Below are 13,989 nucleotides of genomic sequence, written 5' to 3'. Positions count from 1 at the left end.
CCACCAGCCTAGTAGATAGCCGCCGAACGGCTCCCGCGCCAGCCCCGGCCTGTTGGCCTAAGCCGCTCCGCTGGTGAGACTATGGAGGCGTGAACGATGCAGATAACACCCAAGTCTCCGCTTCCCAGCCCCTCGACGAGCGCGTCAACAACCGCTCCCAGCGGCCCAGCTCCGACGCTTTCAAGGCGTTTATGGCCAGCAACTGGGCCCCGTCCCGCGAGCAGCTCCCGGAACGCGACGCCGTCGCCGGCCACGCCGCCACCCGCCGCCGCGCCATTTCCGAGCTGTTCAAGGGCGAACGCCTCGTCATCCCCGCCGGTCCGCTGAAGGTCCGCTCGAACGACTGCGATTACCGCTTCCGCCCCCATTCGGGCTTCGCCCACCTGACCGGCCTTGGCCTGGACCACGAGCCCGATGCCGTGCTCATCCTGGAACCCGCGGAGGCAGGCAAGGGCGACGACGGCGGCCACCACCACGCGACGCTGTATTTCCGTCCGTTGGCCGGCCGTGACACCGAGCAGTTCTACGCCGACTCCCGGGCCGGTGAATTCTGGATCGGCGCCCGCCCCACCCTGGCCGAGTTCAAGGCCCGTCTCGGCCTGGACACCGCGGATATCAGCGAACTCGAACTCGGCATCACCAAGAACGTGGGCGCCCCGGAAATCGGCGGGATCTCCATCCGGCTGGTGCGCAAGGTCGACGAGAACATCGACGCCCTCGTGGACACCGCCCGCTACAACACTGCCAAGGACCCGGAGAACCTGGACCTGGGGATCCTGGATGCCCTCGATGAGAAGCTCACGGAAGCCCTCTCCGAACTGCGCCTGCTCAAGGACGACTGGGAAATCGAGCAGATGAAGATCGCCGTCGCCGCCACCGTGCAGGGCTTCACCGAAGTGGTCAAGGCCTTGCCGAGGGCGCTCACCCACCAGCGCGGCGAGCGCGTCGTCGAGGGCGCGTTCTTCGCCCGGGCCAGGGAGGAAGGAAACGAACTCGGCTACGACACCATCGCAGCCTCCGGCAACAACGCCACCGTGCTGCACTGGACCCGGAACACCGGCAAGGTCACGGCGGGCGAACTGCTGCTCCTGGACGCCGGGGTCGAGGCCGACTCGCTGTACACCGCGGACGTCACCCGCACCCTGCCTGCCAACGGCACCTTCTCCGAGATCCAGCGCAAGGTTTACGAGGCAGTGCTCGACGCCGCCGACGCGGGCTTCGCTGCCGCGCAGCCCGGCACCAGGTTCCGCGACATCCACACTGCGGCGACCACCGTCCTGGCCGAACGCCTGGCCGATTGGGGCCTCCTGCCGGTCTCCGTGGAGGAGGCCGTCAGCGCCGAGGGCCAGCAGCACCGCCGTTGGATGCCGCACGGCACCAGCCACCACCTCGGCCTGGACGTGCATGACTGCGCCCAGGCGAAGCGGGAGTTGTACCTGGACGGCGTGCTGACCCCCGGCATGGTGTTCACCATCGAGCCCGGCCTGTACTTCAAGAACGAGGACCTTGGCATCCCCGAGGAGTACCGCGGTATCGGCGTACGCATCGAGGACGACATCCTTATGACTGCCGACGGCCCGGTCAACCTCAGTGCGGCCCTGCCGCGCAAGGCCGACGACGTCGAGTCCTGGATGGCGGGCATTTACCAGGAAGCCGACGGCCAGACCGCGTAGCTCACACAGAAAGCCCCGTCCGGAACTCCGGGCGAGGCTTTCTGTCTGCTGGCTCGCGCCCTAGTGCTCCGTGTTGCCCAGGTCCGGCTCCTGCTTCGGCGCGTCGGTGACACGGACCCCGTACTGCGGGCGCCCGTCCGGCAGGTCCGGATAGGTGACGCCGGACTGCCTGGGGGCCTCTCCCTCGGCCAGCCCGGCGTCTGCCGGAGCCCCGGAGGCCGGAGCCCCGGAAGCCGGCTGGCCGGCGGGCTGTTCGCCCGTTCCGGGAGTCCTCTGTCCGTACGGATCGTTCCAGCCGGAAGGCCGCTGCGGGGCGTGGCCCTGCTGGCCGGGCTGGTGGGCGCCGTGATCCGCGCCCTGATCCGCGCCCGGCTGGTACGGCTGGTGCTGGGCGTACCCGTCGTTGACTGCCGGGGCGGAGGCGTCATGCTGGGTCATCGGAAGCTGGTGGAGCAGCCTGCGGGCCTCGTTCGCCGCTTCAAAGGAAACCACGACGTCATAGTTTGTTGCCACCACCTGGTTCGTGGAGGTGAAGTCGCGCTTGCCCCGCTGCATGGCGTAGGTGACTATGCCGAACAGCATGAAGAAGGCCGCACCCATGAGCACCGACGTCATGATCGAGAAGGCGCCGTCGGTCGTGGAGAAGAAGGAGAGCATGATGCCGACGAACAGTCCGAACCACATGCCGCTCAACGCGCCGGAGAGGGCCACCCGGGGGTAGGTGAGCCGCCCGGTGACCCGTTCCACCATCTTCAGGTCGTTGCCGACGATCGAGACCATCTGCACCGGGAACTGCTGGTCCGCGAGGTAGTCCACCGCCTTCTGGGCATCCAGGTAGGAGTTGTAGGAACCTACAGTGTCGCCCCGGGGGACAGTGCGGGCCTCGTCCGGGCCGTTGCGGGCGCCAGCCCTGGGAGCACCAAAAATGTTTGACATAATCCCATTCTTACCTATCCGGCTGGGCAGCGGCTGCAAATTCAGCTAAAAGAGAGCAGACTCGGTAGCCTGTACAGGTGAGCACAAATCTTTCGCGAGTGTTTGTCGCGCGCCTCCTCGGACTGGATGTCTTCGACCCGCTGGGCGACCGTCTCGGCCGGCTGCGCGACGTCGTCGTGCTCTCCCGAGGCACCAGGGGCGCCCCGCATGTCGTGGGCATCGTCGTCGAGGTCCCCGGGAAGAAGCGGGTCTTCGTGCCGATGACCCGGATCACCTCGATCGACCAGACCCAGATCATCTGCACGGGCCTGGTGAACCTGCGCCGCTTCGAACAGCGCGGCGCGGAAACCCTCGTCGTGGCCGAGCTCTTCGACCGCCGCGTCACCCTCGCCGACGGCAGCGGGGATGCCACCATCGAGGACATCGCGATGGACAGGCACCGCTCCGGGGACTGGTTCGTCAGCAAACTCTTTGTCCGGCGCGGCCATTCCCTCTCGCCGTTGAGCAGGCTGCGCCGCAACGAGACCATGATCATCGACTGGGCCGATGCCCAGCAGGGTGCCCGCACGGAGCCGCAGGCCGCCACCCAATTCGTCGCGACGCACGAGGACCTGAAGCCCGCCGACTTCGCCGAGGCCCTCCAGGAGATGAGCGACAAGCGCCGCTTCGAGGTAGCCAGCGAGCTGCAGGATGAACGACTCGCCGACGTCCTGCAGGAGATGCCCGAAGGCGACCAGGTGGAGATCCTCTCCGCCCTCGACGTGAACCGTGCCGCGGACGTGCTGGAGGAAATGGACCCGGACGACGCCGCCGACCTCCTCGCCGAACTCCCCAGCGCCCAGGCCGAAGAACTGCTCCAGCTAATGGAACCCGAAGGCGCCGACGACGTCCGGCGGCTGCTCGAATACGACGAGGATACCGCCGGCGGCCTGATGACCCCGGTCCCGGTCATCCTGCCCCCGGAGGCCACCGTCGCCGAGGCCCTCGCCCATGTCCGCCGCGAGGAGCTCTCCCCGGCCCTGGCATCGTCGATCTTCATTGCCCGGCCCCCGCTGGAGACGCCCACCGGCCGATTCCTCGGCGTCGTCCACATCCAGCAGCTGCTGCGCTACCCGCCGCCCGAGCCGCTGGGCAACCTGGTGGACAAAACCCTGGAGCCGGTCTCGGACCAGGCCCACATCAGCGAGGTGGCCCGGACGCTGGCCACTTATAACCTCAACTCGCTCCCCGTCGTCAACAGCGACGGTCGGCTTGTGGGGGCGGTGACTGTTGACGATGTGCTGGATCACCTGCTGCCCGATGACTGGCGCGCCCACGAGGACGATGTCCCGATAAGGAAGCTTGGAGGCCGCATTGGCTGATGTCAGCGCACCACGGAACCCCCAAGTCCGGCCGGGCAGCAAACCGGAGAAGGGAAGCCTCGACACCCCCCTGAGCGGCCGCCAGCGGATCCTGCCGAAGTTCTCTCCCAACCCGGACGCTTTCGGGCAGACCACGGAAGGCTTCGCCCGTTTTATGGGCACGCCGCAGTTCCTGGTCTACATGACCGTGTTCGTCATCATCTGGCTCGGATGGAACACCCTTGCCCCGGCGGACTGGCAGTTCGACTCCCGGGCGCTGGGCTTCACCCTGCTGACCCTGATGCTCTCGCTGCAGGCCTCCTACGCCGCGCCGCTGCTGCTCCTCGCCCAGAACCGGCAGGACGACCGTGACCGCGTCTCCCTCCAGCAGGATCGACAGCGCGCGGAACGCAACCTCTCCGACACCGAATACCTGACGCGGGAACTCGCCTCCCTGCGGATCGCCCTGCGGGAAGTCGCCACCCGCGACTACGTCCGGGCCGAACTGCGCAGCCTGCTGGAGGACATGCTGGAGGCGCAGGAGGAACTGCGCACCCACGATTCTTCCGCCGGGGTCCACGAGTCGCCGCGGGACAAGGTCAAGGAAAAGCTGAAGGAACGCCGCGACAAACAACGCAGCCCCCGGACCCAGCAGGTCCCCCGGGTCAAAGCGCCCCGCAAGCGGCAGAGCGCGCCGGACAGCCCGTCTGACGCCGAGCCGGGCCACGGCGCCTCGCCGGCACACCTGATCCTCCCCGAGAGCTGAGCATTCACCGCATGAGCACCCCGCCGGACGGCACGCAGCTGGACTCCCCCCTGGAATCCCCCGGGCCCTCCCCCTTGTCCCAGGCTGTGCACGCCGCCCTGGCCACCGTGATCGATCCCGAGCTGCGCCGCCCCATCACCGATTTGGGCATGCTGGACGCGGTGGACATCTCCGGCGGCGGCCAGGTCCGGGTTACCGTCCTCCTGACCATCGCGGGCTGCCCGCTGCGCGGCACCATCACCGCGGACTGCGAGGCGGCCCTCTCCGCAGTGCCGGGCGTCACCGCCGTCGAGGTCGACCTCAAGGTCATGACCCAGGCACAGCGTGAGGCCCTCAAGGAACAGCTCCGGGGCACCGGCGGGCAGCGCGGTATCCCGTTCAACGCCCCGGGCTCGCTGACCAGGGTCTACGCCGTCGCGAGCGGCAAGGGCGGCGTGGGAAAGTCCTCAGTGACCGTGAACCTCGCCTGCGCGCTGGCCGCGCAGGGGCTCCGTGTGGGGATCGTGGACGCGGACGTGTACGGCTTCTCGGTTCCCGCACTGATGGGTATCACCCAGGTCCCGACCCGGGTGGATGACATGATCCTGCCCCCGGTGGCCTACGGGGTCAAAGTGATTTCCATCGGCATGTTCGTGACCGGGAACCAGCCGGTCGCCTGGCGGGGACCCATGCTGCACCGGGCCCTGGAACAGTTCCTCACCGACGTCTACTTCGGGGACCTCGATGCCCTCTTCCTGGACCTGCCGCCCGGAACCGGGGACATTGCCATCTCCGTCGCCCAGCTCCTGCCGAAGGCGCAGATCCTCGTGGTGACGACGCCGCAGGCGGCCGCGGCGGATGTGGCCGAGCGGGCCGGAGCCATCGCGACCCAGACCGGTCAGACCGTGGCCGGCGTGGTGGAGAACATGTCCTTCCTGGAAATGCCCGACGGCGGCCGGATGGAACTGTTCGGAAGCGGCGGCGGTGCCGTGCTCGCCGAGCGCCTCTCGGCCACTGTGGGCGCTGACGTGCCCCTGCTGGGCCAGATCCCGCTGGACATCCGTTTGCGTGAAGGCGGGGACGCGGGAGTGCCGCTGGTCCTGGGCCGGCCTGAGACACCGGCTGCGGCGGCCCTGCTGGACATTGCAGGGAAGCTTGCCGCGGTTCCCCGCGGCCTGAAAGGCATGTCACTGGGCCTCCAGCCGCGCTGACCGGCCGCGCTGACCGGAAAGGTGGCTCAGCCGGGCCGGCCAGGCCTGGCCCCGTGACTCAGCCGCCCGGCAGGCCCTTCTAGGTTGCCTCGGCGTCGAAGGGCGCGGGCTCGCCGTCGGGCAGGCGCTCGATCACGCGTGCCGGTCGGTGCTCCGCAGCGGCCGCGGCTGCGGCGACGGAAACCGCGGCCGGGGCTCCGCCGCTGACCGGCTTGGTGTCATCCTCCAGCAGGGCTTCCTTGATGATCCGCCGCGGATCGTACTGCCGGGGATCGTACTTCTTCCAGTCGACATCATCAATGTCGATGCCAACCTCTTCTTTGATCTGCTCCCGCGCCCCCGACGCCATCCGGCGCACTTCCTTGACGATGTTGGCAAGTTTCTGGGTATATTCGGGCAGCCTGCTGGGACCAATCACCAGAAGGCCGATGATCAGCAGAAGTAAGAACTCCGGTCCATTGATTCCAAGCACTGTAGGAAGATTACCCTCTCAAACGCAGCTGCAACGATTCGGCCATGCCGCACGACCCCGGCGTGCCGCCGATCCGCCCTTCACGGCGCCAGGAGCTCCAGGATCCGGCCCAGCCCGCGTTCCATCCGTTCGATGACAACGTCCGCGCCGCCCTCCCCGCTTCCGGTGCCTCCCGTACCGTTCTTCGGGGTCCCCGCCGGAGAGCCTGCGCGGGAACGCACGAGGGCGGCGACGCCGTCGTCGGCCTGCTCGGCGGACTGGTCCGAGACAAAAGTAAACGTCGCGGAGGGCGTCTGGTAGATGGCCCGGAACGGTGCGGCGGCGTTGATCCACAGCGAGCCTTCGCCCGCGGCGGAAGGCCCTCCGGTTGGCGCCGCCGGCAGTCCTATGCCCTGGAGTGTTTCGGGGCTGAACCCGTCCGCGGCCGCAGAATGGCCGGTGAGCGCGTTGACCGGCGGCGTGGAACCGGGCAGGTGCTGTTCCAGGACCGTGACGAAGTGCCGACCGTCAGTGAGCCGCAGCTCCAGGAGCTTCTCACCGGCCACCACGCCGCCCCTGGCCCAGACCAGGTGGTAGTCCAGTTCCCTGAGCTCGGGACATGTCCAGCCCTGGGCCCGCAGCCCGCTGAGCTGAGCGGCGGTGAGTGCTCCTGCGGGGGCGTGGGCGGTTCCGGTGAGGCTCCAGCCGGATGCGTCGGCGCCGCCGGGGGTATCGAGGCCCGCGTCGCCGACGGGACGGTCCTGCTGCACGAACGCGGGCGAGCCGGCCCCGGACGCCATCGGCGGGGTTTCGCGGCCCATCAGGTAGGCGCTGCCGGCCATCAGGGTCACAGCGGCTGCCACCCCGCCGGCCGTGAGCACCGAGAGGCGCAGGGCACGGTGCGGCGCGGTGTTCGGCGTTAGGCGTGGGCCGGTAGGTGGTTCCGACGCCAGTTCAGCGGTGCGGGCCAGCAGGCGTGCGGTCAGGTCCTCGCTGGCCCGGGGGATCTCGGCATCGCGGAGCCTCGCCAGGTACTGGCGCTGCCTGCGCTGTTGAAGCAGGCAGTCAGTGCATGAGTCCAGGTTGAGATGCCGCCGCTTGTGCCGGCCCTTAAGCCATCGCTTGAGTAAGCCCATCGCCCGGTTCAGAGGAGGCCGGCGATGCGGGGCATCTTCAGGCGCGGCTTCAGGGACTGCTTGGGCCGGGGGTCGCGGTGCGCCAGCTTCTCGCGGAGCATGGTCCGTCCGCGGTGGATCCGGGACCGCACGGTTCCCAGCTTGATGCCCAGGGCAACGGCCACTTCATCATAGGAGAGTCCCTCGAGGTCGCACAGCACGACGGCGGCCCGGAAGTCCGGCGGCAGCTCCTCAAGGGCGGCCTGGACATCGAGGTCGAGGTTGTTGAATTCGAAGCTCTGTTCCGGGCCGGGCTCGCGCCCGGGCAGCCGGGACTCCGCATCTTCGGCAAGCGCATCGAAACGGATCCGGCTCTTGCGCCGTGCCTGGTCCAGGAAAAGGTTGGTGGTGATGCGGTGCAGCCATCCGTCCAGGGTGCCGGGCTTGAAATTCTCGAGGGATCGGAACACCCGGACAAACACTTCCTGGGTGAGGTCCTCGGCGTCGAACTTGTTGCCCGTCAGCCGGTACGCGAGGCGGTAGACCTTGGCGGAGTGGTTGGTCACCACTTCTTCCCAGCTCGGCCGGACCCACTCGGCGTCGGCGGTGGACTGGGACTCTTCAGTTTCGGGGACAACTGCCTGAAACGACATCGCCCGCTCCCCTCATGGATGGTACGTACGCCCCTAATGGTGCTTGCGGCTGCAAGCTCCTGCAATCAGTGATTCGGCGCCGTTCACCTCGCGGATGAGCGGATACTCATCATTTCAAATTAAGCTGGGAAATTCCTGACGCAAGAGCCCCTTCAGCCCACGGCGGAACGGCGTCAGCCGCTATCGCCCTTGCGGCAGGGCGCCTCCCCGTTGGGACCCGCCGGACACAGTACGCTGGAGGGAACACACCCCCTGCCGCCCAGAAAGCGATACCCCCATGAGCGCCGATAAGTCCACGAGCTGGTCCTACGCAGAAGACCTGCCTGCCGAGGATGAGGTTCTGTTGCACGCGCGCGAAAGGTCCTTCGAATTGGGCGTCACCCCGGTCGGCCCGGGAGTGGGCGCAGTCCTGACGGTGCTGGCCGCCGCGTCGAAGGCACAGACCGCCGTCGAGATCGGCACCGGCGCCGGCGTCTCCGGCGTCTGCATCCTGCGCGGCCTGGGCCCGCAGGCCGTACTGACCACCATCGATGTCGACGTCGAACACCTGAAGGCCGCGCGGGAGGCATTCCACGAAGCCGGCAGTCCGGCAAACCGCACGCGCACTATTTCCGGCCGGGCCGGCGACGTGCTCCCCCGGCTCACCGACGCCGCCTACGACCTCGTCTTCATCGACGCCGACAAGCCGAATTATCCCGGCTACGTGGAACAGGCCATCCGGCTGCTCAAATCAGGCGGCGTGCTGATCGTCAACGACGCCCTGGACAAGGACCGCGTCGCCAATCCGGCTGCCCGCGATGCCACCACGGTTGTCCTGCGCCAGGTCGGCAGGGCCGTCCGCGACGACGACCGGCTGGCGTCGGCGATGCTGCCGACCGGAGACGGGCTCCTGGTCGCCGTCAAGAAGTAGGGCCGGCATACCGGCCGGCGGTCAGCGAACAAAGGGCGGGGTCCGCAGCCGCTTGGCTGCCGACCCCGCCCCTGTCAAGGGTGCAGTGAAGCTATTCGGTGACGCCGACGAGGCATTCCTTGAGGTTTGTGGCTTCGGCAGAATTCAGTTCGACCACGAGCCGTCCGCCGCCCTCGAGCGGAACGCGCATGATCAAGCTTCGTCCCTCTTTTGTTACTTCCATCGGGCCGTCGCCGGTGCGTGGTTTCATAGCCGCCATAAGGAATATCCCCTCCATTAGTCCAGTGACTTACCAGCCCGGCCGGGCTGCGTCCGCTTAGTCAATCAAGCCGCCCGGCGGCTGTGATGGCAGCCACCAAGGCCATAAGTTCAGCGTGCTTCTTGTCCTTGCTTAGCAACTATTATCGCGTAATAACGCGCCCGTAGCTAATCGTTGGACTTTCCGCCGCGCCGCGCCACGCCGGGCCGGCAGCCCGGAAAGGTGTTCCGGGTCACGGCGGATAGTCCCCTCCCCCGGGCAGCGGCGCCCACGCCCAGAGCCAGACAATCCAGACAATCTGGAGCAGCAGGAACATCACCACCACCGTCCCGCGGTAGGCGCGGGACCGCGAGACCAGCGCCGCGCTCAGCGCCAGCGGGAAGAGTGGAAGCAGCATCCGGAACGTGCTGGTCTGCGGATGCAGGAAGACCAGCAGGTAGCCCAGATAGCAGGCGCACCACAAGCGCAGCTCCGTGCCGAGCGCCCTGACCGGGCGGGACATCATGACCAGCGTGAAAGCTGCGACAAACGCGAACGGCGCCAGCAGCCCCAGTACCGGGCCGAAGAGCAGGATGCCGGTGTCGAACCAGGGTTTGAAGGGGACAAGGTCGTGGCCCCGCCAGACGGTTTCAGTCTTCGTGTAGGCCTGGATGTCTCCGGTCACAGCCCAGGCAATCGCGGGCCACAGGAGTGCCCCGACGCAGCTCACGGCCGTGAGTGCTGCCAGTGAGAAAAGTTCCGCGGTGCTGTGGGGCACGGCGCCACGCCCTGGGCCGGCTGCCGCGCTGCCGGCTTCCTTGCCGCCGCGGGCGGCGTAGCGCTGCCACAACCGGTACAGGAACAGCAGACCCGCCATCGCCGCGAACGGCACCCCGGTAGGCCGGGACAGGCACATCAGCACGACGACGGGCATCGCCAGCACGTAACGCCGCTGCACAACGAGCAGCAGCGCTGATGCCAGCAGCAGGAGGTTCAGGGATTCTGCGTACGGCACCTGCAGAACCGGCGACACCGGAAAAGTCGACAGGAAGACCGTTCCCCACAGCGCGGTCCGGGGCGGGGCCTTGTGCCGGAAAAGGCTGTAGGCCACGAGGGCCGCGCCGAGGCCGGACACCATGGCGATCACGGTCAGGGCAAGCGCCGGGGGCATCCCGGTAAGGCCGGAAACAACCCGGCCCAGCAGGGGAAAGAGCGCGTAGAAGGCCCAGCCGTTCTCCTGCACGTTGCCGGCCGCGTCGGCCGGGAGGACCTCCGGGTAGCCGTTCTGCAGGACTTCGCCGTACCAGCGGGCGTCCCAGATATTAACGAAGGACCAGTAGTCCGGCTTGGCCGGAAACCAGGGGTTGACACCCTGGTGCAGGGCCGCGGCCATGAAGATGCACGCGCTGACCAGCCGGGCGGCAAGGTAGAGCGCCGACACCTGGACCCACCATGGCCAGCGCGCCATCCGGGCCCCGGCGGAGGCGATCCGGTGCCAGACTGCCTCGTTCGCACCCAACGGGGACCGGGCCGAAACGTCCGCCGGAACCGTTGCCGGGCTGCCCGGGGTTTCCTTACTCAATGGCCTGCTCCGGCGCCGCGCGCAGTTGTGCCAGTGCCGCTTCGAGCTCCGAGACCCTCCGGTCTTTGGCCGTGAGCTGGTCCCGCAACTCGTCAAGGACCTGGTCCACCTGGTCCATCCGGTAGCCGCGGAGGCCGATCGCAAAGCGGAGCCGGTCGACGTCGGACGGTTCCGCGCCGGCAGGCAGCAGCACCGGCGGCAGGTTGGCCACCGGCTCGTCGAAGCCGTCCTCGAGGCCCCGCAGTCCGCCGTCGTCCTGGCCGCGGCGTCCGCGGAACACTTTCGACGCCGTGCCGGTGCCGATCAGGACGGCAAGGCCGATCAGCGCAATCGCAAAGAAGACCAGGAAAAAGCTCACCACCCCATCGTGCCAGACGCCGGCCGCCGGGATACCCCGCTGCGCCGTTCAGCCCAGCGTGCCGTTACCCGTGCTGGATCCGGGGTTAGCGCCGGTACTGCCGCCGTTCGGGTTCCGGTGGCGGGCCGCCCCCTCGACGACGAGCTCCACGGCGAGCGCCGGATCGTCCACCACCTGCACGAGGTCGAGGTCCTCCTCGGATACCATGCCCTCGGAAACCAGGGTGCCCCGGATCCATTCCAGCATCGGGCTCCAGAACGACGTTCCCAGCAGCACGATCGGGAAGGAGGTCACCTTGCGGGTCTGGACCAGGACCATCGCTTCGAAGAGTTCATCGAGGGTTCCCAGCCCGCCGGGCAAAACGATGAACCCCTGGGCGTACTTCACGAACATGGTCTTGCGCGCAAAGAAGTACCGGAAGTTGATCCCCAGGTCCACCCACTGGTTCATGCCCTGCTCGAACGGCAACTCGATGCCCAGGCCCACCGACACTCCGTTGCCCTGGACGGCGCCTTTGTTGGCGGCCTCCATGGATCCCGGACCTCCGCCGGTGATCACGGCCAGGCCCGCCTCGGCGAGCTTCCGGCCCACTTCGACGCCGAGTTCGTAGTTCTTGCTGCCGGGCACCGTGCGCGCCGAGCCGAAGACGCTGACCGCCGGTCCGAGGTCGGCGAGCGCGCCGAAGCCTTCCACAAACTCACTCTGGATCCGCAGGACCCGCCAGGGATCAGTGTGGACGAACTGGCCGGGGCCTTTCGTGTCCAGCAGGGTCCGGTCGGACATCGTGACCTTGGCGGCCTTGCGCCGCAACTCCAGCGGCCCCTTGTGCCTGATGCCGTTGGCCGGCGGTGTGCTGCGTGCCGGGGGCGCCGGCGTTGCGGCCGGATCCTGCTGCGGGTCCTGGCCTGGGCGATTCTGCGGATCGGTACTCATGCCCACAGGGTAGCGCGGAATACCGCGCATTCCGTGCCGGCACGTTGCGGCCCGCGCGGATCCCGCAGGGTAGCCGGAAATACCCCAAAGACACTGACCTGCAGGTATCTCTTGAATTACGATCTCCCCGATTCCGAGTGATTGCAGTCATATGCCCTCAATGTTCGCTAGATTCTTCTTATGACTACTCAAGTGCCCGGCGAAGCCCTCGTCTCCCTGAATGCCGTCAACAAGCATTACGGCCAGTTGCACGTCCTGAAGGACATCAACCTGAACGTCCGCAAGGGCGAGGTTGTTGTGGTCATTGGTCCGTCCGGCTCCGGCAAGTCAACGCTGTGCCGCGCCATCAACCGCCTTGAGACGATCGACGACGGCGTCATCATGATCGACGGCAAGGAACTGCCCGAAGAAGGCAAGGAACTGGCAAAGCTGCGCGCCGACGTCGGCATGGTCTTCCAGTCCTTCAACCTCTTCGCGCACAAGACGATCCTCGAGAACGTCACGCTTGGGCCGATCAAGGTCAAGGGGCAGTCCAAGGCCGAGGCCGACAAGGACGCCATGGCGCTGCTGGAGCGCGTCGGCGTCGGGCACCAGGCCCCGAAACTGCCGGCCCAGCTCTCCGGCGGCCAGCAGCAGCGCGTAGCGATTGCCCGCGCACTGGCCATGAAGCCGAAGGTCATGCTCTTCGACGAGCCCACCTCCGCGCTTGACCCGGAAATGATCAACGAGGTCCTTGACGTCATGATCCAGCTCGCCAAGGAAGGCATGACCATGATCGTGGTCACCCACGAGATGGGCTTCGCCCGCAAGGCCGCAGACCGCGTGGTCTTCATGGCCGACGGCCAGATCGTCGAGGATGCGACCCCCGAAGAGTTCTTCACCAACCCCAAGAGCAGCCGGGCCAAGGATTTCCTGTCCAAGCTGCTGACCCACTGAAGCCCCCCGAGTTCTCACCAGGCCGCCGCAAGGCGGCCGTTCTCTGAAAGGAATGTCATGAAGGCATTTTTGACCCGAAGGAAATCCCTTTTGGTAGCCGCATCCGCAGCTCTGGCCCTCAGCCTGAGCGCCTGCGGCGGCAGCTCCTCCACCTCCAACCCGCCGGTCGCTGAGAAGCCGAGCTTCGCTGCCGATTCCACGATGGCCAAGCTTTCATCCGCAGGGAAGATCACCATCGGCACCAAGTTCGACCAGCCGCTGTTCGGCCAGAAGGGCCTCGACGGCAAGCCTGTCGGCTTCGACGTCGAGATGGGCAAGCTGGTCGCCGGCAAGCTGGGCATCCCCGCCGACAAGATCGAGTGGGTTGAGACTGTCTCCGCCAACCGCGAGGCGTTCCTCAAGCAGGGCAAAGTGGACGTCATCATCGCCACGTACACCATCAATGACAAGCGCAAAACTGAAGTCGACTTCGCAGGACCGTACTACGAAGCGGGCCAGGCTCTGATGGTGAACAAGGACAACACGTCCATCACCAAGCCGGAAGACGTGAAGGGCAAGAACGTCTGCTCCGTGACCGGTTCCACCCCGGCCGGGACCATCGTGGAAAAGTACGGAGCAGTCCTCGTTCCGGCCGCCACGTACTCCGCCTGCCTCGAGCCGCTGCGCAACAAGCAGGTCGAAGCGATCACCACTGACAACGTCATCCTCGCCGGTTTCGTGAACAAGGAACCGGACGCCTTCAAACTGGCCTCGGACCAGACCTTCACCAAGGAGCCGTACGGCATCGGCCTGAAGAAGGACGACACGGTTTTCCGCGGCTGGATCAACGACCAGCTGGAGGCCTTCGCCAAGGACGGTTCCTACAAGAAGGCCTGGGAGGCCACCGCGGGCGCCGTCATCAAGACCGC

Annotated in this window: 15 protein-coding genes; 7 read left to right on the top strand and 8 right to left on the bottom strand. The window is 67.2% G+C overall.

Translation table 11 applies throughout. The annotated features are described in order from the left end of the window. Positions 1-89: 89 nt before the first annotated feature. Complete coding sequence (locus BJG92_RS15740) at positions 90-1,673, top strand: aminopeptidase P family protein (protein ID WP_232084925.1); 1,584 nt, start codon at positions 90-92, stop codon at positions 1,671-1,673. 60 nt (positions 1,674-1,733) lie between these two features. On the opposite strand, the gene BJG92_RS15735 is transcribed toward BJG92_RS15740, so the two are convergent. Next, on the bottom strand, positions 1,734-2,609 hold the full coding sequence (locus BJG92_RS15735; protein WP_232084924.1) for a general stress protein: 876 nt from the start codon (positions 2,607-2,609) through the stop codon (positions 1,734-1,736). Between the two features lie 77 nt (positions 2,610-2,686). Between BJG92_RS15735 and BJG92_RS15730 the strand changes: the two genes are divergently transcribed. The 3 genes from BJG92_RS15730 to BJG92_RS15720 are packed head-to-tail and all read left to right on the top strand — an operon-like array spanning position 2,687 to position 5,905. Further along, positions 2,687-3,970: a magnesium transporter MgtE N-terminal domain-containing protein gene (locus tag BJG92_RS15730; protein WP_232084923.1), complete on the top strand. Its 1,284-nt coding sequence runs from the start codon at positions 2,687-2,689 to the stop codon at positions 3,968-3,970. Then, positions 3,951-4,715, top strand: coding sequence for a DUF1003 domain-containing protein (locus BJG92_RS15725; RefSeq protein WP_232084922.1), 765 nt, complete (start codon positions 3,951-3,953; stop codon positions 4,713-4,715). Before BJG92_RS15730 ends, BJG92_RS15725 begins: the two co-directional genes overlap by 20 nt. Before the next feature lie 11 nt (positions 4,716-4,726). Further along, the gene (locus tag BJG92_RS15720; RefSeq protein WP_232084921.1) at positions 4,727-5,905 is read left to right on the top strand and encodes an Mrp/NBP35 family ATP-binding protein; all 1,179 of its coding nucleotides are present in this window, start codon (positions 4,727-4,729) and stop codon (positions 5,903-5,905) included. A 79-nt stretch (positions 5,906-5,984) separates the two neighbouring features. On the opposite strand, the gene BJG92_RS15715 is transcribed toward BJG92_RS15720, so the two are convergent. The 3 genes from BJG92_RS15715 to sigE all read right to left on the bottom strand — a co-directional run bounded on the left by BJG92_RS15715 (position 5,985) and on the right by sigE (position 8,124). Next, positions 5,985-6,377, bottom strand: coding sequence for a twin-arginine translocase TatA/TatE family subunit (locus BJG92_RS15715; protein ID WP_232084920.1), 393 nt, complete (start codon positions 6,375-6,377; stop codon positions 5,985-5,987). Positions 6,378-6,457: 80 nt separating this feature from the next. Continuing rightward, complete coding sequence (locus BJG92_RS15710; protein WP_232084919.1) at positions 6,458-7,492, bottom strand: hypothetical protein; 1,035 nt, start codon at positions 7,490-7,492, stop codon at positions 6,458-6,460. An 8-nt stretch (positions 7,493-7,500) separates the two neighbouring features. After that, the gene (gene sigE, locus BJG92_RS15705; protein ID WP_232084918.1) at positions 7,501-8,124 is read right to left on the bottom strand and encodes an RNA polymerase sigma factor SigE; all 624 of its coding nucleotides are present in this window, start codon (positions 8,122-8,124) and stop codon (positions 7,501-7,503) included. Between the two features lie 277 nt (positions 8,125-8,401). Between sigE and BJG92_RS15700 the strand changes: the two genes are divergently transcribed. Beyond that, complete coding sequence (locus BJG92_RS15700) at positions 8,402-9,034, top strand: O-methyltransferase (protein ID WP_232084917.1); 633 nt, start codon at positions 8,402-8,404, stop codon at positions 9,032-9,034. Positions 9,035-9,125: 91 nt separating this feature from the next. Here BJG92_RS15700 and BJG92_RS15695 read toward each other — a convergent pair whose 3' ends face one another. The 4 genes from BJG92_RS15695 to BJG92_RS15680 all read right to left on the bottom strand — a co-directional run bounded on the left by BJG92_RS15695 (position 9,126) and on the right by BJG92_RS15680 (position 11,995). After that, positions 9,126-9,293, bottom strand: a complete 168-nt coding sequence (locus BJG92_RS15695; protein WP_069949162.1) for a DUF3117 domain-containing protein — start codon at positions 9,291-9,293, stop codon at positions 9,126-9,128. A 232-nt stretch (positions 9,294-9,525) separates the two neighbouring features. Next, entirely contained in the window at positions 9,526-10,740 is a 1,215-nt protein-coding gene (locus tag BJG92_RS15690) for a hypothetical protein (RefSeq protein WP_374199813.1), read from the bottom strand. A 106-nt stretch (positions 10,741-10,846) separates the two neighbouring features. After that, positions 10,847-11,212 carry a DivIVA domain-containing protein gene (locus BJG92_RS15685; RefSeq protein ID WP_232084916.1) on the bottom strand — a complete coding sequence of 122 codons (366 nt, stop codon included), beginning with the start codon at positions 11,210-11,212 and terminating at the stop codon, positions 10,847-10,849. Between the two features lie 48 nt (positions 11,213-11,260). Then, a complete protein-coding gene (locus BJG92_RS15680) occupies positions 11,261-11,995 on the bottom strand; it encodes a TIGR00730 family Rossman fold protein (protein ID WP_374199812.1) in 735 nt (244 codons plus the stop codon). A gap of 330 nt (positions 11,996-12,325) precedes the next feature. Here BJG92_RS15680 and BJG92_RS15675 point away from each other — a divergent pair, with 330 nt between their 5' ends. Next, the gene (locus BJG92_RS15675) at positions 12,326-13,081 is read left to right on the top strand and encodes an amino acid ABC transporter ATP-binding protein (RefSeq protein WP_232084915.1); all 756 of its coding nucleotides are present in this window, start codon (positions 12,326-12,328) and stop codon (positions 13,079-13,081) included. 57 nt (positions 13,082-13,138) lie between these two features. After that, positions 13,139-13,989, top strand: an 851-nt coding sequence (locus BJG92_RS15670; protein WP_232084914.1) for a glutamate ABC transporter substrate-binding protein, incomplete at its 3' end; no start/stop codon positions are given.

The organism is Arthrobacter sp. SO5, from assembly GCF_020532805.1.
Classification (GTDB): Bacteria; Actinomycetota; Actinomycetes; order Actinomycetales; family Micrococcaceae; genus Arthrobacter.
The sequence above is the reverse complement of the archived record's forward strand: the minus strand, read 5'-3'. Positions and strand labels throughout refer to the sequence as shown.

Coding starts and splice junctions, on each gene's coding strand:
- BJG92_RS15735 (WP_232084924.1), bottom strand. CDS start 2,609: ATGTCAAACATTTTTGGTGCTCCCAGGGCTGGCGCCCGCAACGGCCCG.
- BJG92_RS15720 (WP_232084921.1), top strand. CDS start 4,727: ATGAGCACCCCGCCGGACGGCACGCAGCTGGACTCCCCCCTGGAATCC.
- BJG92_RS15710 (WP_232084919.1), bottom strand. CDS start 7,492: ATGGGCTTACTCAAGCGATGGCTTAAGGGCCGGCACAAGCGGCGGCAT.
- sigE (WP_232084918.1), bottom strand. CDS start 8,124: ATGTCGTTTCAGGCAGTTGTCCCCGAAACTGAAGAGTCCCAGTCCACC.
- BJG92_RS15700 (WP_232084917.1), top strand. CDS start 8,402: ATGAGCGCCGATAAGTCCACGAGCTGGTCCTACGCAGAAGACCTGCCT.
- BJG92_RS15695 (WP_069949162.1), bottom strand. CDS start 9,293: ATGGCGGCTATGAAACCACGCACCGGCGACGGCCCGATGGAAGTAACA.
- BJG92_RS15690 (WP_374199813.1), bottom strand. CDS start 10,740: ATGGCGCGCTGGCCATGGTGGGTCCAGGTGTCGGCGCTCTACCTTGCC.
- BJG92_RS15680 (WP_374199812.1), bottom strand. CDS start 11,995: ATGTCCGACCGGACCCTGCTGGACACGAAAGGCCCCGGCCAGTTCGTC.
- BJG92_RS15675 (WP_232084915.1), top strand. CDS start 12,326: ATGACTACTCAAGTGCCCGGCGAAGCCCTCGTCTCCCTGAATGCCGTC.